Origin of the sequence: Aeromonas veronii bv. veronii (assembly GCF_000820225.1) — a bacterium.
In the GTDB taxonomy this organism is placed as follows: Bacteria; Pseudomonadota; Gammaproteobacteria; order Enterobacterales; family Aeromonadaceae; genus Aeromonas; species Aeromonas veronii.
Genome location: NZ_CDDK01000006.1, coordinates 76,756 through 98,632, shown reverse-complemented (window position 1 = coordinate 98,632; position 21,877 = coordinate 76,756). Strand labels below are relative to the sequence as shown.

General features: G+C 44.2%; 17 protein-coding genes and 1 tRNA gene. 3 read left to right on the top strand and 15 right to left on the bottom strand.

What is annotated here, in order from left to right; genetic code table 11:
- Nucleotides 1-36: 36 nt before the first annotated feature.
- A tRNA-Arg gene (locus tag BN1139_RS21290) sits at nt 37-135 on the bottom strand.
- Between the two features lie 219 nt (nt 136-354).
- On the opposite strand from BN1139_RS21290, the gene BN1139_RS02860 reads away from it, so the two are divergent.
- The 3 genes from BN1139_RS02860 to gmtX are packed head-to-tail and all read left to right on the top strand — an operon-like array spanning nt 355 to nt 5,392.
- On the top strand, nt 355-1,752 hold the full coding sequence (locus BN1139_RS02860) for a tyrosine-type recombinase/integrase (protein WP_162183923.1): 1,398 nt from the start codon (nt 355-357) through the stop codon (nt 1,750-1,752).
- Nucleotides 1,749-4,721: a VPA1269 family protein gene (locus BN1139_RS20770; protein ID WP_074045183.1), complete on the top strand. Its 2,973-nt coding sequence runs from the start codon at nt 1,749-1,751 to the stop codon at nt 4,719-4,721. The genes BN1139_RS02860 and BN1139_RS20770 overlap by 4 nt, the downstream gene beginning before the upstream one ends.
- A complete protein-coding gene (gene gmtX, locus BN1139_RS02850; RefSeq protein WP_041980145.1) occupies nt 4,718-5,392 on the top strand; it encodes a gamma-mobile-trio protein GmtX in 675 nt (224 codons plus the stop codon). Before BN1139_RS20770 ends, gmtX begins: the two co-directional genes overlap by 4 nt.
- A gap of 296 nt (nt 5,393-5,688) precedes the next feature.
- Here the strand turns inward: gmtX and BN1139_RS21285 are convergent, their stop codons facing one another.
- From BN1139_RS21285 to BN1139_RS02795, 14 genes are all read right to left on the bottom strand, one after another.
- Nucleotides 5,689-6,399, bottom strand: a complete 711-nt coding sequence (locus BN1139_RS21285; protein WP_143231926.1) for a hypothetical protein — start codon at nt 6,397-6,399, stop codon at nt 5,689-5,691.
- A 30-nt stretch (nt 6,400-6,429) separates the two neighbouring features.
- Entirely contained in the window at nt 6,430-9,294 is a 2,865-nt protein-coding gene (locus BN1139_RS02845; protein ID WP_041980144.1) for a UvrD-helicase domain-containing protein, read from the bottom strand.
- 267 nt (nt 9,295-9,561) lie between these two features.
- Nucleotides 9,562-10,437 carry a flagellar motor protein MotB gene (locus tag BN1139_RS02840; RefSeq protein WP_143231925.1) on the bottom strand — a complete coding sequence of 292 codons (876 nt, stop codon included), beginning with the start codon at nt 10,435-10,437 and terminating at the stop codon, nt 9,562-9,564.
- Nucleotides 10,415-11,173, bottom strand: coding sequence for a flagellar motor protein (locus tag BN1139_RS02835; protein WP_005361888.1), 759 nt, complete (start codon nt 11,171-11,173; stop codon nt 10,415-10,417). The genes BN1139_RS02840 and BN1139_RS02835 overlap by 23 nt, the downstream gene beginning before the upstream one ends.
- 208 nt (nt 11,174-11,381) lie before the next feature.
- Entirely contained in the window at nt 11,382-12,338 is a 957-nt protein-coding gene (locus BN1139_RS02830) for a sensor domain-containing diguanylate cyclase (protein ID WP_005361891.1), read from the bottom strand.
- 146 nt (nt 12,339-12,484) lie between these two features.
- Complete coding sequence (locus BN1139_RS21925; RefSeq protein ID WP_370510291.1) at nt 12,485-12,610, bottom strand: IS3 family transposase; 126 nt, start codon at nt 12,608-12,610, stop codon at nt 12,485-12,487.
- A gap of 310 nt (nt 12,611-12,920) precedes the next feature.
- Nucleotides 12,921-13,742 (bottom strand): substrate-binding periplasmic protein, encoded by an 822-nt coding sequence (locus tag BN1139_RS20765; RefSeq protein ID WP_143231924.1) that lies wholly within the window; start codon nt 13,740-13,742, stop codon nt 12,921-12,923.
- A gap of 232 nt (nt 13,743-13,974) precedes the next feature.
- Entirely contained in the window at nt 13,975-15,102 is a 1,128-nt protein-coding gene (locus tag BN1139_RS02820; protein ID WP_041980138.1) for an ABC transporter substrate-binding protein, read from the bottom strand.
- 866 nt (nt 15,103-15,968) lie between these two features.
- A complete protein-coding gene (locus BN1139_RS20760) occupies nt 15,969-16,322 on the bottom strand; it encodes a DUF3135 domain-containing protein (protein WP_074045182.1) in 354 nt (117 codons plus the stop codon).
- 203 nt (nt 16,323-16,525) lie between these two features.
- On the bottom strand, nt 16,526-17,743 hold the full coding sequence (locus tag BN1139_RS02815; RefSeq protein WP_041980136.1) for an EAL domain-containing response regulator: 1,218 nt from the start codon (nt 17,741-17,743) through the stop codon (nt 16,526-16,528).
- 11 nt (nt 17,744-17,754) lie between these two features.
- The gene (locus BN1139_RS02810) at nt 17,755-18,831 is read right to left on the bottom strand and encodes a protein-glutamate methylesterase/protein-glutamine glutaminase (RefSeq protein WP_041980134.1); all 1,077 of its coding nucleotides are present in this window, start codon (nt 18,829-18,831) and stop codon (nt 17,755-17,757) included.
- Nucleotides 18,828-19,691, bottom strand: coding sequence for a CheR family methyltransferase (locus tag BN1139_RS02805; protein ID WP_041980132.1), 864 nt, complete (start codon nt 19,689-19,691; stop codon nt 18,828-18,830). Before BN1139_RS02805 ends, BN1139_RS02810 begins: the two co-directional genes overlap by 4 nt.
- Nucleotides 19,688-20,224: a chemotaxis protein CheW gene (locus tag BN1139_RS02800; protein ID WP_041980130.1), complete on the bottom strand. Its 537-nt coding sequence runs from the start codon at nt 20,222-20,224 to the stop codon at nt 19,688-19,690. The genes BN1139_RS02805 and BN1139_RS02800 overlap by 4 nt, the downstream gene beginning before the upstream one ends.
- Nucleotides 20,202-21,875, bottom strand: a complete 1,674-nt coding sequence (locus BN1139_RS02795; RefSeq protein ID WP_041980128.1) for a methyl-accepting chemotaxis protein — start codon at nt 21,873-21,875, stop codon at nt 20,202-20,204. Before BN1139_RS02795 ends, BN1139_RS02800 begins: the two co-directional genes overlap by 23 nt.
- Between the last annotated feature and the right edge of the window lie 2 nt (nt 21,876-21,877).

Sequence of the window (21,877 nt, the reverse complement as noted above, 5' to 3'; positions counted from 1 at the left end):
AACGCTCGCCAATCCAAAAGGAAAGGGGAGCATTAATGGCGCGCCCTGCAGGATTCGAACCTGCGACCCACGGCTTAGAAGGCCGTTGCTCTTCTAACCCCTTTGCATATGTTACCACAAGTTACTACTAAGCGCTTTATGGTGCGGATGATAGGCTGATTAATCTCGTAAATCAACAAAATTGTATAGATTATTGATTTGACCAACCCCCTAACAGATCTTACCATCAAGTTAACACATGGAATGTAATGTTAAATGGTGGTTGCTTTGAGGTTGAAAGAGAATTCTCCTATAGGTAGGTCTCATGTTGTGGTCATCCAGAAGTTGGCTGATGTCTCAACCATGAAGCTACCAATGTTATACTTGATTACTCCAAACGGGCTTTCTGTTTTCTGGCCTCTCGTGGAGTACCTCAAAGCTCGTCCGAATACTAGCTTGTCGTGGGCCAGGCAAACATCTAGAGCGCTGGGCCTGCTATATGATTTCTCCGTTGCTGTTGCCAGTTTAGGTTTATCAAGACAAGAGCTTTTCCGTCGATTCTCGCTATCTCTTCTTAACGGCACTATTGATAGAGAGACCTTTCAAGACAAGACTGGTCTTTATTGGGCCCCTAGTTCGCTTTCTGTGCAAAAAAAAATGTGCTCTAGCATAACTAGGTTTATCGCTTGGAAAGATGAAACCAGCAGGAAAGAGGATCCGGTTTTCCTTCGATATTTAGAAGAAGTCCCACCTAGCCTAAGAAGGCTGCTGACAGCTAGCAAAATTGCCAGTAAATCCATGCTGTATCACACCAAGGACGTCAAAATGCTGGCGGAAGGGTTGGATAAAGCGAGACATTTTTTTGGTATGGAATTGGGTAATGATCCCCGAGAATTGATAGGTAACATTCGAACTGTCAACGACTTCCCTTCAGAGCTAATTCCTCAGCTAATAACACACGGCTTCATTCGTGATCCTCATGCAACAGATCCATTTGAACGAGAGGACATGACGGCCAAAATGATCACTATATTGCTTGCGGGCGGTGGGCTTCGAAAAGGGGAGCCATTTCATCTCTGGTTTAATGATGTCATGCCTGAACCAGCGAAAGGATGCACAGTTACCTTATTTCATCCATCAGGCGCAAAAACAGGATTTAGAGGCAACAAACAAACCAGAGAACAGTACTTGGCACAGAGGAAAATGTTACCTAGAAATCGGAGTAGTGCTAGCAAAAGTCACCATGCTACCTGGAAATCTCTGGCCGTAGATAAAAAAACGCTGTCAGCGCCTGTTTATTTCATACATGAGTCGTACTCGTTCTTGTTTTGGGAAATGTATTTACTCTACATGAACCGTTATCGTCCATTACTAATGGAGAGCTACAAGGCTAATCACGGAACCGAACATCCATTTTTATTTGTATCTAATGGTGAAGATCGTGGGGCAGGCATCAGCTATCGAGGTGCTCCTTACTCAATGGCTGCATTCGATAAATCTTTTGAGAGGGCTCTAGGGCGGTTGGAGAAAAAACTTGGGCGGAAGTTGCCGCGTGGTCGAGATTATGGACTCAATCCGCATGCGTTACGGCACCACGTTGGACATGTAATGGCCGAAGCTGGAGTTGAGCCCCAGATAATTAAGGATGTAATGCACCATCGAACCATTGATGCTCAAGAAGTATACAAAAAACTACCACCAGATAAGGTTCAGAAGATCTTGGCCAGTTACACACTTAGCTCACAACTAAACAATATAGGAATGGTCAAATGAAATTGCGCGGTATCAGTGCAAGAAATGGCAACGCAATTGAACAAAATGATGAAATAGCCCTATCTGTGATGGTCATTTCCCCTTTTGCTGCATCCAAGGTTTCAAGAGAGGCTGAAAATGCTTTGGAGCGTTTGATAAAAAACTACAAAACATGTAAATGGATGATAACGTCTGAATTTTTTTACGCTAGGTATGGGCAGTCGTACATACCCAAAAATTTAAGAAGGCTACTTGTCCCAAAGTCAATAGTAGATAGGCTTGAAAAGGATATAGCCTCTCATGGGGTTGCTAATAGCCCAAAAAGCGAGCGAGCAAGAGCCACTCTCGTCAATAATATTATCACTGCTGCGAGTGAACTTCTTTTTCTGATGGAGAGGAAATATCTTAATGACGTCACTATGGAGGACTGGGAGGAGTTTTTAGCTCCTATAAGAACAGCTGACGGTGACCGGTATATTAATGATCTAGGCATTCATGATATAGCAGGTTTAAAGGGGGTAGCTCAACTACTAACTTTAATGGTAAAAGGGTATAACTTCTCTAAGGCGATTCACGTAAAACGCTCAGATAAAGTCAACAAAGGCGAGGATCTTCTGGCTAAGCCTCCTGAGCATCTTGTTTCATGGGTTGAGCGTTGGAACCACTATATTGAATCAACTCGTAACTATACGCTAAAAACTTATCATACTGCATTTCATAGATTTCGTATCTTCTTGGAAGATGTCTATTTTGGCACCCAAATACCATCGCCAGAAGAGTTCTTTAGCTCACAACCACCAGTAGATTTCATAGCATGGTCGGAAGCAAAGTTTCATGAAAAGTTATTTTCCAGTGAGGCCGCTCTCTGCGATTTTGTAAGATACAACACGAATTTTTCCAACTGGTTTATCGAAACCTATTTATCTGACACCGAAGAAAATGGTGATAAATTTTCTGCCGCATACCCATTAGTTCGTCCGCAAGCACTTAAATCTTTTTTTAATTCGCATAAAAGTGATTTGGATGTGCCAGGATCTTCTACCAAGGAGGTTATGCCATTATGGCTTAGAATGAGGTTAAGGGATTTGCTCTCAGGAGAAGATTATGCATGGCCAAAAACATTAAGTAGTGAATATAGTGACCATTTAACAAACGAACTAGGTGAGCCTCTCTGGTTGCCTTCAGTTACATATATCTACCTGATGATGTTAGAAATTCCAGTTCGGCGTATCCAGTTGCTACGGTGTGATTCTGGAGAGGGCGATACTAAGCAATTCTCACCAGAGTTAAATAAATGGATTGCAAATAAATCTAGTACCGCTAATTTTTGGAAAAACGATCCTAAAGCTAGAGTTTATGACCGTGGTTTACTGAGAGAATCTCGCTCATTTGAAGAAAGTGACCAGAATCTGGTTCTTTACATAAACTCCAATAAAACAGCAGACAAAGATGTGGGGTTTAGTGAATTTTCTGGTTATGAAATTCCTTGGAAGCATCCAGAAATAATCCGTCTGGCAACAGAGTTAAGAGCATGGCAGGAAAAGTATAATCCGTGTTACAATCCTGTCTCTGCCAGAGAAATTCCAGATTCTGTATTTCCTCAAACAGCCAATCAGGCTATCGCAGATAGTATTCCTGACCGTTTTTATCTTTTCCGTTCGGGCATAAACTCGAAACGAAGTGCTGCAACTAGCATGGTCCCTCCAACTGAGCGTTCTCTGGTTCAGTATTGGAATCTGGCAATGGCTGAACTGGAAAAACAGCTTAATGAAGAGGGACTGGATATCCAACTTGTTCTTAATTGGAATGAGGTTGGACAACCCCAATTAGTATTCTTTACACCTCACGGATTAAGGGTTGCGGGACTAACCTCACTGGCAGAACAAGGGGTTCCAATTGAGGTGCTTAGTAAGCTTGTTGCTGGGCACAAAAGCTTGACCATGACCCTCTATTACATAAAACATTCGGTAGCTCACGTCACAGAAATACTGAATGAGGCCAGTCACAATATCCTGCTAAGTGAACAGGAGGACTTTGCTCGGTGGATTAAGAGTTCTTCGTGGGATGAGGTGAAAAAATATGCAGTATATAATAGTGAAGATGCTGCAATCGCATTAAGCAGAAATTGTACTGCCATTGTCGGTATTTGGAATGCAACCCATCTAGGAATTTGCCCATACGGTGGTACGAGGTGTTACGATGGTGGAGAAGTTATTCGTAAAAATGGGAAAACTAATACTTATGGAGCAGTTTCAGATAAAGACTGTATTAATTGCCGTCATTTCATTACCGGTTCTCCTTGGAAAATGGAGTTGATAGTACACGGAAACAAATTACTACTTGAGATAGAGAAAAAGATAAAGGCAACTCAAGATGCCACCGAAAATGTGAATAAACTTCAGGTTAATTTGAGAACAGCCGTGAAGGCTGGAGAAAAGCCTGATGCAAAATTGAGGACTGATATTAACAAATTACACTCAATAATTGAGCGCCTTAGTAATGAAACAGATACTCTGATCCGTTCGCTTCATGCGACTCATAATCTCATCAGTAAAATTCGTCAGATACCAGATGGAAGTCCTGAAGGGGGGATTGATCTTGTTGTGCACTCACAAAGCCACTTCGATATAGAATATGCTGAGTCACCTAGCAATTTCAAAACACTAGATCTTGTTGTTCAGGCTAGCAGAATTTATATCAATGACCGTGATGAAAACTATGAGCGAGAGCGTGATGAGGTGATGAATATTATCCTTCTAAATAACGGATATAAGCCGCTCATGATGCTACCGCTGACAATAGATGAAAAACGGAGAGTCGCAGATAGCCTGGCAAAACTCCTTGTAACTAGAGCTACAGGAGAGGAAATAGTAGCATTGCAATCAGGTAATGTGACCCTGGAAGATCTTGGCTTTACCCCTAGTATGCCGCGTGAAATGGCAAGACTACAGTTATCTAGTCAGATTTTGCACAAGGAAAATAATCAATGACACCCGTAACAATTAGCCAAGTAGAGGATTTGTATCAGGAGTTGTCTAAAAATAGAAAAGCAGACCAAAGGAAAATGCTTGCACATATCCATGAGGTTTGTGCAAAACTGGTAAAACAAGGTTCAACACCTTCTGCTGCATCTGTAGTAAAAATATTAGGAACACAAGGGTATAAGATATCGACTAGAACTATTTACAACAAGCGTAATGGCCAAAATCCTTATCCCATTTTAATCGATGCTTGGATAGAGGTTCTGGCTGCGAAGAAGGTTAAGATTACGGAGACAATTGATAATGGACTAATCCAAATTGATGAACAAGATCTAGCAAAAATTAGTGATCCAGTTCTTCAGCATAAAATGATGATATTCATTGGCCAAGTCCGCTCGCTAAAGGCTCAAAATGACGCATTGAGAAACATCGAGAAATTACCAGTTGTATCTATGGAGATAGGGACTACTAATTTGGTAGCAACAATATTGAGTGAGTTGAATCGGGAAGTTATCTCAAACCTGCTCAATCAATCTATCCCGAGTTTGTCTTTCAACAGTGATGGGTGTCTGATAGCTAAGCGGCCGATTCCAGCAGGAACAATACTTTCAGATCCAGGATTAGCAGAGGCGTTGGAAGCAATTCTGGACAGTCAAGATTTAGACTATAAGCAGAAATGACTTGTACAGTTCTAGTTATCACAAGACACCGATCTCAGACCGGTGTCTTGTTTTGGCTACTTTCGGGTATACTGCCATTGGTATCAATTTCAGAGCATATTCAACGTGCTGTAGGGGATAGCCCTTCCATCATCCAGCATCATGGTCAACCCGCTCCTACGGATACTCTAAAGTTCAATGAGTTCGCCTAGTTAGGGAGAAATTGATATCCCCTTTGTAACCGAGCAAACTGTCGAGCCAGCGGTTGCTTACATAAGTCTGATGATTGCGTAGAACTGCTGATTGCCATCAGCTGATTACCACCACTTCTTAAGTGGGTCATCAAAATGGCTATCTCTCCTTGCCTTGTTCATCAACTCCCTTTTCTCTTGTTCATTCAAACTAACCAAATTATTTGAAACTACATTAAAAAACAGTTCAGGATGAAGAATGTAGTTTGTTGAATCAAGAAATTGTTGATTTACACGAAGTGATAGGTACTCCAACCGTTCTACGAAGCACTTGTAAACTGAGCCACTTTTATCGTTATTTTTTCTAGCTTTGTCCGCAAGAACTTCTATCTCTCGCGTCAAGAATGAGTTAACCAGCTCAGCCTGGGCAGGAACATTTGCACACAATGTTTTAAATGAATCAACCCACCACCGCTTAAACGGAATAGAGGAAAATGCACAACTACCGCCAAGCCAGGGTGACCGATACCCAATATCTAATCTACGAGTCGCCTCGTTTGAAGACAAAGGGAAAAATTTTTCAATACTATCGAGCCGTGAGCTGAGCCTGAAGCCAGCTGTCCCCTCTGCTTCGTATACCTCACCAGTGTTGTAGCTGCCGATATGGTGGTATAGAACCGTACCAAAGGGGGCGCTACGTTGGTCTTCTACTAACTGGTATAAAGCAAAAGACTTACAATCTCCCAGATCCCACCCAACCTTTAAATCTTCACACAGGCTGGCATTGGTTGAAAACGAGCTATTAAATTCATTTATTATTTCGGAATACGTATCCATATGTTCCTCTACCTTAACTCACGTAGTTAGCTATCGTAAGCCTGCCTTGACCTTGATGGTAACCTTGCACTGGTCATCCTTAATCCCATAACCAGTACATCCCCAAAAGTCACCATACTGACCATTACGGATTTTCATTGGTCGTCCGCACTCAGGGCATATTTTAATTTTGCAACCACAATGAGAATTATTACAAACGCTCTCGTTCCTTGTGTCAATTGAGGGGGAGTGGCATTTCTCACACACTCTAGCCTTTCCTACAGGACAGCCAAAACCTGTACTGCATGCATAGAATTCACTATACGGCCCCTTGATCAACCTTAGATAGCCATCTGTACAGTGTGGGCACTTGAACTTTTTTTTGGATTCCTCACTGAATGCTTTTGAAACTACATTTATCTTGTATTTTGGTGAGAGTAACTCCGTCACAAAATCGGATGGTGCTGTAGGATTGGCAATAATATAGACTTTCTTCCTTGCTCGGGTAATACCTACATAGAGGAGACGCCTTTCCTCAGAGTGAGGATATGGGTCTAAAGACGGCAGCAGGGCTTCAACTATAAGGTTGTCTTTATTTTCATTAGGGAATCCCATCTTTCCTTGAAAAAAGCCGATCAAAATTCCATAGTCTGCCTCTAACCCCTTAGATTTATGGAAGCTCCAGAGGTTAACATTGCGTAAACTATTAGTCTGTTTTAATGCACTCTTAGCCTCATTTAAAAGATAGTTATAACGAGCAATAATGGCGATACTTCCAGTCGCATCATTCTCTCTAATCTTTTGAACAACCTCAGCGACTCTTTTATTTAAACCTCCTTTTTCTGGGGATTTGTCATCAAGCAGATAAATCTGTGAATCCTCAACCACAGTATGCGTTTCTATATACTTTTTATACTGTTCAGGATTTTCCATAATGAACTGACCAGCAGTATCAGCAATACTATTGTTATAGCGGAAGGTCTTTTGTAGCTTAGTAAGCGTGTAGCTACCAACGATTTCACCAAAGCGAGTTGTTAGCTCTAACTTTCCACCATTAAATCTATAAATTGACTGCCAATCATCACCAACGACAGTTAGTGATGGCTGTGGCCCATTTTTAATGATGGTCTGAATGAACTCCATTCGAGCTGTTGATATATCCTGGAACTCATCAACCAGTATGTATCGCCATTCAGGAATATATTTGCCAGCATTCACCTCCTGAATCGCTCTGATTATCATGTCATCAAAGTCAATTGCATTCTGTTCTCTGAGCTCACTGATATATGCATGATGAAGCAAATCCAAGATTTCTGAGAGCTTCTTGGAATGATGCACTCCAGTAGTATCGAACCTACTCTGTATGGACTCTTTCGTGAGGCGTTCAACTCGAATGGATTGGAGGGCTTTTGTCAAAAGTTCACCCCAGCCTGTGATATGACCCATATCACGCAGCTTGTTGAACAGTTCATCAGGAGATAATGGATTTAGAACGACACCATTATCTAACAGCTTTTTCTTGAGGTTTTCCAGTAAGACCGCCTCTATCCATTCATAATGGAATGTCTCAATTAAAACAGTTTCACACTCATTATGCAGCATTCTTTTATTATTAATGGACTGATTATAAGAAACACGATCTATATCTGGCCTGGTTCTTCCATGACGGTCTATACCAAAATGCTCAATATAAAGTTCAGGTTCTATGATTTTAAAGTCTGGGCGATAGTCAAAACCAATATCAATGCGCCGTTTGGTCACATATGGAGACTCATACTTATACTCAACACCATTCTCATAAAGGAAATTTGCTATAAGGAGTTCCTGATAGCCCTTAACGAGATCACTATTGAGGGTTCTAAATTCGTTGTCCCTGATATACGCTTCATATTCTGATTTTGACTTAAAATCAAAAGGGTTAACGGGTTCTGGGAACATGTTTATAAAGTCATAAATCCTATCGATATCTGATGATAAATATTCTTCAAGCCATGAGGTGACCCATAGTTTTAGCTTTACGTCATCCTCAGTAAAAATAGATATGTTGGTATCAACATTTGAATTACGTAGAATCATCCTGCCTAACGCATGGAAAGTAGCAATCTCTGGAGTCGATTCTAGCTCAATATTAGACTTCTTAGCTTTATCTGCGAGGCGTTCACGGAGTTCGTTTGCAGCGGCATTGTTATATGCAAGAACCAAGATCTCCGATGGCTTCGCTAATCCTCGGTCTATCAAATCGAGGGCCTTAGCAACCATGACAGATGTTTTTCCAGTACCAGCTGCTGCAAGCACCATATTCCTATCATTGGAGCGTAATACGCCCAAACGCTGTTCATTAGTTAATGGATTTGACTCTACGACATCAAAGAACTCTTTTCTTTTTATAAGTTGAGACGCTTCGTGCTGCTCGCGTATGTGGTCAATATTAAGAGGATGATATGATATTAGATTTTTCACCTTCTCTATTAGTTCAGAATTTAAATATCTTTCCCATTGTTCGCTCTGGGCCTGATAGTCGTGGGTTAATGACGTACATATTTGAGCAAGATTGTTCACCCAAGAGTCTCTTGGATACTCGTCAAAAGCAAGAATATTAAACTCTGTAACTTTCTGCTCTATTGTTGTTGTAATATGTTTTGCTATTAAAGTATTTAGCGATTCAACGAAGCTATCTGAATCAGCACATCTAATAAATTTGTGTTTTTTAGTCTTACTTCCAATTTTGTAGGTAAGTATCCCGCCTAGGAATCTTCTTTCAAAAGTTGCAAAACTGGTGAAGTCGGATGCAGAGTCATTTTCTAAAATAGTATCTTTTTTGGAGGATACTAAATTATCTCCCTGCACAACAATAGTATCTGAGCCAAGGATTTTTCCAATGAAGTTAAATGATAGCTTGGCTATGGAATCATTCATTAACAACTCTCTAATTAATGCGTCATGCGACTTATTTACTTGCCCACAAGTTGTGGTGCCAAATGAGTGGTATCGTAACAGATTACACGAGTGGGTTGGTCACAAACCTATGAGTAGAGAAAACTAGATGAGAGAGCGATCACACCGAGCTGAATCGAAGTTGTGGTTTGTGATTGTGAAGCTAACTGTCAGGTGAATATGATCCCAATACACCACTCTCGTAAACTGTTACTTCTGTCATAGCATTCTGTTTCGAGAGTGGGATGGCTAGGGCTTGAGCAGTTGCAGCGATTCTTCTGCTGCCTTGCCTTGAGAGAGCGTGATATCGACCCGGCGGTTCGCCTGGCGATGCTCTGTGGTGTCATTAGCAAAACGGGGTTGTGTATCTGCAACACCCTGGGCAATGACTCGTCTGGCATCCAGCTGGGGGTTGGTCAGCATGGTCTGCACGATGGAGGAGGCCCTCAGCACCGAGAGCTCCCAGTTGTTGCGATAGAGCTCCACTGGTGCCTGGGAGTTATCGGTATGACCAGTGACCACCACCTGTCCAGGAATGTTGGCCAAAATGCCGGAGATCTTGTTGACCAGCGGGATGAACTGGGGTTGGAGGAATGCAGAATCGGCGGGGAACAGCGCCTTCTCGCCGATACGGATCACCAACTGACTGCCGAGTTGCTCGACCTCCAGATCCTTCGATTCGATCTGAGCCTTGAGTTGCTGCTCCAGCTTCTGCTTGGTCACCTGCACCCACTCCTGCTCCTTAGTCTTGTGGGGCCATGATTCGGTAGCGCTCGGTTTTTCCGAGGCACCTATGGTCTCGTTGAAGGGATCCGATGCCGCCATGGGGGCATCTTTTTCCAGTACAGTCTCTTTTTTCGGGCTACTTGGGGTAGTTTTCGACTCCGGTTCGAGAATACCTGTGCCCCCCTGCATCAAGGGTGAGCCGGCAGGAGGGGAAATGAGGCCGATTTTACCCAGCGACTCGATAAAGCCCTGGATAAGCACCCGGGTTTCGGACTGCTTGGCCATGGCAAAGGAGTAGAGCACCACAAACAGGGCGAACAGTAGGGTCATGAAGTCGGCATAGGAGACCAGCCAGCGCTCGTGGTTCTCCGGCGCTTCAGCCTTTTTCTTTTTGGCCACCGTGACCTCCCAGGTAAGGTTCAAGGGTAACTTGCAGGCGTGCCTGTGACTCGCCATCCACGATGCAGAGAATGCCAGTCAGGGTCATCTCTTTGTAGTGACGGATCTGGTGAGCAAACCCTTTGTAGCGGTTGCCAAATGGCAAGAAGATCAGGTTAGCGGCGGATACCCCGTAGATGGTAGCGATAAAGGCCACCGCAATGGCACCACCCAGCTTGTCAGGGGCATCTAGCAGACCCATGGCGTGGATCAGGCCAAATACTGCGCCGACGATCCCCATGGTCGGGCAGTAGCCTCCCATCGCTTCATAGAATTTGATCGTCTGTTCGAGATCTTCCTGCTCAAACTCGATCTCGTTCTCCAGAACCTCGTGTATCTTGGTTTTCTCGTAACCATCGACCATCATTTGTACCCCTTTCTTCAGGAAGGGATCCTTGATCTCCTCGATCATCCCTTCCAACGCCAGCATGCCGCTGCGGCGGGCGTTGCCTGCAAGGGTCTCCAGTAACTGGGCTTGTTCATGCATGTCGAGCTTTAGGGGAGAGAGCAGCCATTTGAAACGCTTCATGGTGCTGCCGACGACGGAGAAGGGGAACTGGGTCAAAGCAGCACCAATGGTGCCGCCGATTACGATAAGGAATGCGGGCAGATCGAGTAGCGCACTGGGATGCCCCCCCTCGATAATGTTGCCGCCAAGGATGGCGATCAACGCCAGTACCAAGCCAATCAAGCTCATTTTTTACACGTCCCTGTATAGTGATACTAGTTAAGTGTCAGATTTTCATAATGAAATCCAATCACAGAGCAATTAATGGGCACTGAGTAACGTTCGCAAGGGATAACAGTTCACCGAACAGGAAAAAGAGACGATCGTCTCATCCCGTCCAAATGGTGTACATCCCCCCCGACGATGACTGAATAACCATTATTGCTCGTAGCCCCCCTCATCGCTGCACTTTGCGTGCATACATATCTTCATCTGCTTGCCGGAGTAGTTTATCTAAATCAGGTGGCATACTGGCATCGTAAGTAACAATTCCTAAGGAACATGAAAGTTGATATGGCTTCCCACTATGCTTATTGAAATCACTCAATACATTATTCAGCCTTTCTTTAATTCTCTGCCAATGTTCTCTATCAGTGCTAGGCAAAAGAACGACAAACTCATCCCCACCAAGACGGGCAAATATATCAGCATCTCTAAATACTCGACATAATAACTCTGCCATTTGCTGCAAGGCATCATCACCAGTATCATGACCAAACTTATCGTTAATCATTTTGAAGTGATTCAGGTCTAAAAATAATAATGTAGCAGGAGCTTTTATACGAAATGCATATTTCAAACTTTTCTCAGCTAACAACATGAATCCTCTACGGTTAGTTATCCCCGTTAACTCATCTATTGTCGCCATTTGAACTGCTCGTAGCTCACTCTCAACCATGGAGGCCAAGTCGGCTAACAATGCTTGATCTCGTGGGCTAAACACTCTTGGTTTAGAGTCTATGATGCACAATGTGCCGAGTTTCAGGCCATTGCCCACTTCTAGTGGATGGCCTGCATAGAAGCGTATGTGTGGTTCTCCTGTGACTAAGGGATTGTCAGAAAATCGTGGATCTTGGGCTGCGTCTTCAACGACAAACAGTTCTTCACCAAGAATTGCGTGCCCACAGAAGGAAATGTCCCGTGGCGTCTCCAAAGCTGATAGCCCGCAGCATGATTTGAACCACTGCCTGTTTTCGTCAACCAATGATACTAGTGCGATAGGCACCTCAAACATGTTGCGAGCCATCCTAGTGATCCGGTCAAAACGCTCCTCTGCGGGACTATCAAGAATCGCCAAACGGCGCAATGCATCTAGGCGGAGCCGTTCGTTATCCGGTACTACAGGGCTTTGCATCAACATCTCCTTGTTGTGTGGGGGACTGGCTATGCTGCCAACATATACTGTGTGTTTCTACATTTGATGTACTGAATGTCTACTACAATAGATAGCGAATCGCCACAAGTGACCTAAACACTTCCCAATCGTTCTAGCTAGAGGCTCTAGAACCTTACCGGACTCAACATGTCATTGGAACTATGCTTGTGTTTGCTGTTGTAAATAAGCTCAACATAGTCAAATAGATCACTCCTATCCTCATCCATTGTTGCAAAAATCGTCTTTTTGATTAGATCTCATATAAACTATTGAAAAAATCCCTACTACCGTAACGTGATGACAATTGCCAAGACGAATCATGCATCCCTCTAAACCGTGAGTTTTCAGAAATTTTTCCCATCATGGTTACCATGATGGCTATCTTGGTCGGAGTGAATCAGTTGCGTAGCCATAGAGCCATTAACAACGAATTTAGAAATAACCTTGATGTCCCATGATTACATTGACCAACTGGTTGAAATTAACATTATCTACGTCTATGTAATCTACAAGCAGCTGTAGTTAATCAATTAAATTCAAGAGGCTTAAGTATCAGTGGGTTTATTTTTGCGTGGTATAGGATTTTAATATTTCCTGGAATTCCCCCCGAATAATCCAATCATGCAATCCATAACGAGCCAATATAGTGGCTAACTTACCTGTTATCCTAATTTCTGTCATTCCTTGGTCAAATTGTTGTGCAAGAATTTTCGCATGCCCATGGTCTGCTGGGGATATCGCAAGATATAATTTTTGCTGTGCTATGCAGCCGAGATTTTTCAGTTTACTCTTCTGCATTATAGGTAAATTTTTTTGGTAATACTCGTAAACGTTCTCATCCATCCAAAAAGAGTCCACTCGTTGACGTTGAATCATTCTCACTGCTCGTGATGGATAGCGGGGATCTAGAGGGATAGAAATGAATAACTTACGATACTTTTCTTTTCCGAGTGCGTTTATATAATTTGTTTCATGAAACCAACCTTTAAAGACCAATGTTCGCCTGCCAATAAATGACGATAAATCGCTGGGTTGCCAAGCATCACTATAACGACCTATGAAACAATCATTTTGCATGGCTACTTCAAGGTTTGGGAAGACCATTTGCGGCACTTCTAATTTGCTTGCTGATAGCATGCCATCAAGTTGCCCATGTAAAACGTAAGAAGTGGCCCGTGCCCAAGGCAGCGAAACAAATGTTACTTTATAGCCTTTACTTTCATAAATCACCCGCACTATATCAGTGACAAAACCTTTGTTAATCTCATTGGGACACATGTGAGGACAAGCCTCACTGTATCCAAAGCGAAGATATGGGCTGCCCAGGATTGGACCATGACCAGTTAGTGATGAAACAAGAAGAAAATTAATTAATATATTCATAGGCCATAAGTAGTGTTTAATGGACTGATTTGCATTTTCTTCCCCCACTCATCACAACAAGAATTCATTATCAACCATACTTTTGCTTGTGAAATTTAATTGTTTGCATATTGATTAGTTCGCCCCCCCAATAGACTGTTTAAAATTTTACAAGGTGACATTGCACACTACCTTTATTGAACTAAGTATGAAATGTTCATTAACTAGCGTACTTTTATTGATGATGAATAGCTTAATTGTTTAAGTCCCAAGTGCATTTATTTGACAAGTCAGATTTCCCACTAGCAAGTATAGCTTGATTAACCATTCTCTTATATCTGTTCTTAATATTTGCAGGTAAAGCAGGGATAAGGAGTCTCTCATCAAAATCAATGAAGTTCCCTTGGGGGATAATGTTCATTTCTTCGACGCTAAGTTCTGGCATTGAGTTTTTGTTACTACCACGAAATGTTGGTGTAGTGAAATGCCTCTGTAGTGAAGAGCTCAATAAAAAGTCAACCAGCACATATGCCGCAGTGAGCTTTTGTGGATCTTTAGACACTGTACGTACAATTGATATTGCATCTAAACCATATATAGCGCCCTCCTTAACATTTGCAATCTTCCAATCTTGTTTGTTTTCTCTGTTGCACTTTACTAATTCAATACCCCACGTTGTAGCTAACTGCTGTTTCTGGAGGGCAGCACAGCTATTCATCTGATTAAACCAAAAGCCACTAGTGTTTATAAGTCTTTTGGTCAACTTTTCTTCTAATACAGTTAGAAGTTGTTTGTCTTCAAGTATTTCACCACTTGAAAATAAGGCTGGTGACCGATGATAAGACAATAGAGTAGATAATAAAAGAGGTTCGAATTGATCACAAAACTCTGTGAAGGTGTCTTTATATTTATCTTGGAGTAAGACACTCCAACTATCAGGCTCTTGAATTTTCTTACTATCATATGCAAGGCTAAACATACCATAAAGAAGCGGCACAGAGTAATTATGGCCAGCTTGTTTGTCATACTCTGTGTTTTTCATGAAGCTTTTAAGCTCACTGTAGTTTCTTAATCTCTCGAAATCCATTGGCAATAGCAGTTTAAATAATGGCTGATGGTGAGCCTTATAAAAATAGCTTGTTGGGATTACAACGTCTGCTGCATTAGTACGTATTGCTTTATAAATACTTTCAAAATCGGTTATAAGTGGCTCAATTATTATAACATTTGCATCGATCCCTCTTGTCTGAGCATATCTATGAAACTCTTCCTCAAAGCTATCAGGTAAATAGCCCCATTCCTGAAGACGAATCTCAACAGAAGCTTGGGCTGAAGAGAAAAAAAACAGAGCTAATGAACTAACTAATTTATTTAACTGCATAAGTAAGCTCCTGCTAACTGCATGTAACTACAGAGCCCGTAATTTTTAAAATTTATTATTCAGGACTAAATCTAAGTATAGTAGATACTGGGGATTTTCTATAAAAACTGTTCCAAATAGTAACTTATTTAGGGCGTGCTTCCCCAAATCGAAGTTACTTGAAGAGATCCCAATGAGGACATATAGATTTATTCCCTACCACGCCCTTTAAGCGCACAGATCAGACCATCTGTATTTTCCTGATGTTCAAGCAACTCAGGGGGGATTCGACTCCCTGCTCGAACTGATGAAGGCACCACTTTTTGGAGCACGAATACAACTATGTCTTCAGCCAGCATGGTAGCAATTGCACTTTCTAAGTGCGTATTAGCGCCAGGTTATCTACTCGACTAACCTGATGGTGCTTGGGTGAAGGTAAGTGGAAAGTCAGAAAACACAGAGCCGAGAAACCGCGGTACGGCCCAACACCAGTACGTGTTTATGTGTATAGTGCCGATGGTAGCCCCTCATCAGCTGATAGCACACAAAAGGACGATTGCCTGTATTATACCTAACAAGAGCATGGGTATTGATAAAGGGCTCCCCAAAAATGAGGTAGTGCTGATGAGACGAAAGGATGAGCTAGTATACAGTAAGAAGATATCGAGATACTGGTGTCACTTACTGGCAGATACGGCAATGTATGAATCTAAGACATTACTTGCGTGAAAATAATTCTGAAAAAAATATACTATTAGGTATGAAAAATAGTTACGTATGTGAACACTATAAATAAACTGCCATCCTGAGACGCGCCACCGAAAAACTCAGTCTGATGTCAATATGATTTTGGTTACTTTATGCGTTTTCATACGAAAGAATGGCTGCTAGTTTTTGATATCGTTATCTAATGAGGAATGCAACTGCACGATACTCCCTTTTTTGGGATTGGCATCAAGGCAAGTTGGGACTGTTCCAGTCTCCTTAAATTCTTCTAAAATCCATCTGAATTGTCGATAATGTAGATATAGCATATTACTCAATCGTATACAGCAATCCATCGGGTTATGGGAGAGATCTTTTTGACAATTTATTTGAAATTGCAAGCCTAATAACCTACGTCTTTGCTCTGGTGGAAGCCCTTGCAAAATAATATCAACCTCTGATTTAAGGAGTGCCTCAAGTTCACCCTCATTGCGTTCAGCCATCGCTTTTAATGAATCGAAATCGGGTAGTGACATTCTTTTCTCCTTGGCCCAGTATTGCTCGGCCTCCACTGACTATTAAATGAAAATTACAGTGTTACACCTAGTAGTTACTCATCAATATTCCATGGTCACTCGCGCCACTAGTTACTAACTCTACTTAATTATCACACCTGCTCTCTCACTCTTGTCAACCTCATCTCACCGTACAATGATATATTAAATATCGTAAATGGGTATTAGTTATTCAGCAGTTCACTATCACACCATTTGGCATACCAAGCTGGTATTTGGTCAATAGGAATTGGTTTGCTGATATAATATCCTTGGGCAATTTCACACCCTAGTTGAGTTAACTGAACCCAGTCTTGCTCACTCTCCACACCTTCTGCCACTGTTTTTAGACCTAATTTTTGGCTCATTGCTATTGCGGATGTGAGGATGGCCAATTTTTTTTGGCTCAAATAGGCATCTCGCACAAACTCCTTATCAATCTTTATCTCTGTAAATGGGCAGCGTGATAATTGCTGCATAGATGAATAGCCTGTGCCATAGTCATCCATTGCTATACCAAAGCCCCGTAATCTAAGGCGAGCTAGCGTACCTAGAGAGGCGGATAGATTTGACATGAAAGTGGTTTCAGTCACTTCAATAATTATTTTGTTACAAACAAGCCCCGTATTCTCTACGATCTCAACCATGTTATCGACCAGTTTATCTGACAATAACAAGGCAACAGGCATATTAATAGAACATGTTAGCGAGGGGGCTAATGCATCAAGGCGGCACAAGGCATCACAACTTGCTTTCAAAAAATCGTAGAAAAATTGTAATGCCAATTCCCCTTGCTCAAGGTGATGCACGAAACTCACAGGAGGTAAGGTGCCATGCTCGGGATGTAGCCAGCGCACCAACGCTTCAAATCCAAACAAGTGGCCATCCCTCATGATCACTTTAGGCTGAAGAAATGGCACCAATTCCCCTTTTGCTAAGGCCAGTCTGACGTCCCCCTCACTGAGCTCCAGGGTGTGCTTGGCTCGTTGGTGTTTGTGCATGTCAGGATTAGATTGTAATAACATCGCTGACAATGCATCTTTGGTAACTGGCTTTTCTAATATAGCAATCACCTCCAATGGGCTGGCATCAGCGATCATGTGGATCACGTCTAGGACATCCCGGTCTGCCGCACTCATGACCGCAACAAACAACGGACTGGTCACTATTTTTTCCAGCTGAGCGATGAGTTCAACACCATCCATCCCAGGCATGTTCAGATCTGTGAGCACCAAATCTATCTGGTTGAGCTGTTGCAACTGCGCCAGAGCATCACGACCGTCTTCTGCACCGTACACCAACTCAAACCCCAGCTCCTGGAGCAGGCAGGTGACTTCATATCGCTGTAAACGCGAGTCATCAACCACCAACGCCGATCGTCCCTTCCATTTGTCCAGTGACATGGTGTAACCCTCTATGCCAGCGCAGCCAGGTATTGGCTGATATGCTGTAACGACATCACTTCATCAACACCACCATGAGCAATCGCCTCTTTGGGCATCCCAAAGACTACGCTGCTCGCTTCATCCTGAGCGACTGTTCTAGCTCCAGTATCGTGCAACTCTCGCATGCCTCTAGCCCCATCATCACCCATACCGGTCATAATCACGCCGATGGCATTGCGCCCCGCATTTACCGCTACCGAGCGAAACAACACATCTACTGAGGGTTTATGGCGTGATACCAAAGGCCCGTCTTTCACTTCAGCGTAGTATTGTGCACCACTGCGTTGTACCAGCAGATGCTTGCCACCCGGAGCAATCAATGCAGAACCCCGAACAAGCCTGTCCCCAGTCTTCGCTTCTTTGACGTCTAGCCGAGAAACGCCGTTTAGCCTTTGAGCAAAGGCGGCAGTAAACATTTCAGGCATATGTTGAACGATGGCAATCCCTGGCAAGGTCGCTGGTAAACGGGTCAACAAAAACTCTAATGCTTGGGTGCCTCCAGTTGAGGTGCCCAGCGCAATCACCCTATCGGTTGTCTGATAGGTTGAACGAGAGGTGGGGGCCGATATCATCACATCCGCACTGTGCAAAGCGCGCTCGCCAAGATTGGTTGCAGTATTGGTAGAAGAGGGAAGGATATTGGCAAGCTTAGCCTGTGCGGCAGCCCGGATTTCTTGAATGAGGTCTTGTGTCGAGGCACTGAGGAAATCTTTCACATTAAGCGTCGGCTTGGTGATGATGGATACCGCCCCCAACGAAAGCGCCTCAAGGGTGACGGCTGCCCCATTGGTCGCTAAAGATGAGCAGATAATCACAGGTGTTGGGCGCTCACTCATTATTTTTCGCAAGAATGTCAAACCATCCATACGGGGCATCTCAATATCGAGAATGATGACATCGGGCCAGCGCAACTTCATCTGCGAGATGGCGTACAGTGGGTCAAGTGCGGTAGCAATAACCTCTATGTCAGGGGCCTTGGCAAGGCCCTGAGTCAGCATCTCGCGCACCAATGCAGAATCATCAATCACCATCACCTTGATCGTCATATAACCTCCTTGGGCTTTATCTGATCACGTTCAATCCGCCGATAGCGTGAAGGTGCTTCCTGTACTAAGGGGAGTTCTGCATCGCGGATCATTTCTGAGTGCCCTACCAGTAAATATCCACCGGGCTTGAGGCGCTGACATACTTGACTTAATACTTGGTGCTTGGTCGCCGCATTGAAATAAATGAGTACGTTGCGTAAAAAAATAACATCCAGTGCCCTCTCCCCAAACTGAGCGACATCTAATAAATTCAACTGTGAAAGCGCCACATGCTTTGTCAACGCAGGATGAACACGCACACACCCGTGAAACTCCTCATGCCCGCGCTGGAGGTAGCGCAACCAGAGGTGGGGGGGGACGCGCTGCACTCGCTCCAGCGAATAAATCCCTTTGCGAGCATGAGCAATGACATTGGTATTGATATCCGTGCCCCATACCCGCCAAGGAGAGCCCAAGCCAAATTGCTCAGCAAATATCATAGCAATCGTGTATGGCTCCTCACCGCTGGAGCATGCTGCGGACCACACCTTGGGGGGCGTGTCTTGCACTTGAATGTAGCTGTGTAGCCACTCAAAATGCGCCTCTTCCCTAAAGAAGTAGGTCTCATTGGTAGATAGCAAGTTTATTGCACATTGCCGTTCCTGTTCTTCGCCAGGGCGAGATAACCGTTGCCAATAGGCGTGAAAGCTACCCATATTCAGCTGACGCAAGCGCTTGGCCAGACGGGACTGAACCAACGCTCGCTTGCTGTCAGCTAAATCAATCCCCGCTTGTGTGAGCAGAAACGATTTGAATAGCGCAAACTCCTGCATGCTCAGTTGGGGCACTTGTTCGCTGTAGGTCTGTTTTCCGTCATTCATTCTGTGCCCTTGATCTCAAGGTGGTGACTGCTCACCTTACTCTCCACTAGGGCGCTGAGCTCGGACAGTGACAAGACCCGCGTCACATCGAGCAGTACCACAAACTCATCATTAACGGTCACAATGCCTGCAATAAAGTCGCCTCGCAGTGCCACGCCAAAATGGGGAGGTGGCTCAATAGCATCGCGCCGCAATTCCAACACATCACACACCGAGTCAAGCAAGATGCCCACATCCTGGTAGAAATCGAGCGATGTGGGTAATGCCAAAATAGCAATGCCTGTGGTGGATTGCAGAGTCGTCATGCCTTGGCCAAAGCGCACTTGTAAATCAATTACCGGGACAACCGCCCCACGCAGATTGATGATCCCACGCACAAACGAGGGCATCATCGGCACTGTCGTTATCCCTTCATACTCAATGATCTCTCGCATGTAAGTGATATCAATACCATAGCGCTCACCACCCAGCATGAAAGTGACACAGTGAAATACCTCGCTTTGCACAAGCTCAGTAGTTGGTGAATTTGCCATCTTCCCCCTCCTGTAATGCATCATGTGCATGGAGAGCACCAAGTGGTACTTTCTTAGTGGGTGCCGTTGGATGGTGCAACACTGTTCTGCTCAATTGACGGGTCGCATTGGCTTTGGCTGAGTCGCGGAGCATAAATTGACGCATCAGCTCTTGTAGCTGCAACGCCGTTGAACTGAGTTCTTCTGATGTTGAGCTCAGCTCTTCAGCTGAGGCCGCAGAGGATTGCATCCCTTCGCTGATTTGCATGACCGCAACGTTGATTTGGCCAATACTGGCGCGTTGCTCACGCGATGCAGCTGCAATTTCCTGAACCAGGGTGGCGGTCTGGTCTATGCCCGGTAACATCTCCCGCAGTAACGTACCTGCCTGCTCAGCGACCCCCACCGAGCGGCTGGCAAGCTCACCTATCTCCTTGGCTGCGGTTTGCGAACGCTCAGCCAGCTTGCGGACTTCCGCGGCCACCGTTGCGAACCCTTTGCCATGCTCTCCCGCTCTTGCGGCCTCAATGGCCGCATTGATGGCCAGTAAATCTGTCTTGTTGGCGATATCATTGATAACAGTGATGCGCGAGGCAATCTCTTTCATGGCGTGCACCATATCACCAACGGCACGCCCACTGGCGGTGGCATTCTCAGCTGATTTGACTGCGATCCCTTCGGTGACTTTGGCATTGTCAGCATTCTGACTTACTGTGGCCGCCATCTCTTCGACAGATGCGCTGGTCTGCTCAACGCTCGAAGCCAGCTCCGACGAGGTTTGTGATAAGGAATTCGCTGTAGCAGCCACCTGTTCAGACGCAGAGCCAATCGCATCGGCAATCGCACTCACCTCGCTTAACGTTTCAGACAAGCGCTGCGACATGTCATTAACCGTACTAAGCAAACTCCCCTGATCACCATTGCGCAAGGTGATGACTGTCGCCAAATCACCATCTGCAACGCGTTCAACCACCTGTACGGTATAAGAAGGATCGGCACCTAGCTGGCGTAAAATACTGCGGGTTACAACCATTGCCAGGATGCCGCAAATAACAAATGCAGAGATGGCAATCATCAACATGCTGCGGATATTACTGCTGTATACATCGCGACTGTCTTGTAGTGCTCCGGCCGCCAGTTTGTCATTAAGATTGACGAGTTCAGTTAAAATATCATCAGAGATATTGAATGCAGGCCTGCCTTTTTCGCTCATCAAAGCCATGGCGCGTTTGTTGTTCACATCATCCCCGTTATCAGAGCGGGCAATACTCACAATCTCATCGGCGTAGCGTTTGTAATCCGGCCATGATTTATCAAAACGAGCGAGCGCTTCCTTTTCTGGGGGCGTGAGATAGGTATTACGATAGCGATCTAGCAACTCGTTCATCTTGTTTTCATAGGTGGCCATGTTGTCGACAGTTTGCTGGCGAACCTGAAGGTCCATTTCACCGATATAACGATAGAGGGCACGATTATGGTAAATCGCTTGCATGTTGGCGTTAGCCAGATCTCGAACTGGCACCAGTTGATTGGCGTGCATGCTCTCTACCAACTCCGCCATCGTTTTTATCGACACATAGCTGGTGACCGCTAGTGTTATCAGCAACAACAATAAGGTAGCGAATGACACAGCCAGTTTGGTTCTGACTTGTAGGCGATGAAACCAGTCCATGG

Excerpts from the sequence above, each read along its gene's own strand:
- BN1139_RS02860 (WP_162183923.1), top strand. The coding sequence starts at position 355 with ATGTTATACTTGATTACTCCAAACGGGCTTTCTGTTTTCTGGCCTCTC.
- BN1139_RS20770 (WP_074045183.1), top strand. The coding sequence starts at position 1,749 with ATGAAATTGCGCGGTATCAGTGCAAGAAATGGCAACGCAATTGAACAA.
- gmtX (WP_041980145.1), top strand. The coding sequence starts at position 4,718 with ATGACACCCGTAACAATTAGCCAAGTAGAGGATTTGTATCAGGAGTTG.
- BN1139_RS21285 (WP_143231926.1), bottom strand. The coding sequence starts at position 6,399 with ATGGATACGTATTCCGAAATAATAAATGAATTTAATAGCTCGTTTTCA.
- BN1139_RS02845 (WP_041980144.1), bottom strand. The coding sequence starts at position 9,294 with ATGAATGATTCCATAGCCAAGCTATCATTTAACTTCATTGGAAAAATC.
- BN1139_RS02835 (WP_005361888.1), bottom strand. The coding sequence starts at position 11,173 with ATGAGCTTGATTGGCTTGGTACTGGCGTTGATCGCCATCCTTGGCGGC.
- BN1139_RS02830 (WP_005361891.1), bottom strand. The coding sequence starts at position 12,338 with ATGCAAAGCCCTGTAGTACCGGATAACGAACGGCTCCGCCTAGATGCA.
- BN1139_RS20765 (WP_143231924.1), bottom strand. The coding sequence starts at position 13,742 with ATGAATATATTAATTAATTTTCTTCTTGTTTCATCACTAACTGGTCAT.
- BN1139_RS02820 (WP_041980138.1), bottom strand. The coding sequence starts at position 15,102 with ATGCAGTTAAATAAATTAGTTAGTTCATTAGCTCTGTTTTTTTTCTCT.
- BN1139_RS20760 (WP_074045182.1), bottom strand. The coding sequence starts at position 16,322 with ATGTCACTACCCGATTTCGATTCATTAAAAGCGATGGCTGAACGCAAT.
- BN1139_RS02815 (WP_041980136.1), bottom strand. The coding sequence starts at position 17,743 with ATGTCACTGGACAAATGGAAGGGACGATCGGCGTTGGTGGTTGATGAC.
- BN1139_RS02810 (WP_041980134.1), bottom strand. The coding sequence starts at position 18,831 with ATGACGATCAAGGTGATGGTGATTGATGATTCTGCATTGGTGCGCGAG.
- BN1139_RS02805 (WP_041980132.1), bottom strand. The coding sequence starts at position 19,691 with ATGAATGACGGAAAACAGACCTACAGCGAACAAGTGCCCCAACTGAGC.
- BN1139_RS02800 (WP_041980130.1), bottom strand. The coding sequence starts at position 20,224 with ATGGCAAATTCACCAACTACTGAGCTTGTGCAAAGCGAGGTATTTCAC.
- BN1139_RS02795 (WP_041980128.1), bottom strand. The coding sequence starts at position 21,875 with ATGGACTGGTTTCATCGCCTACAAGTCAGAACCAAACTGGCTGTGTCA.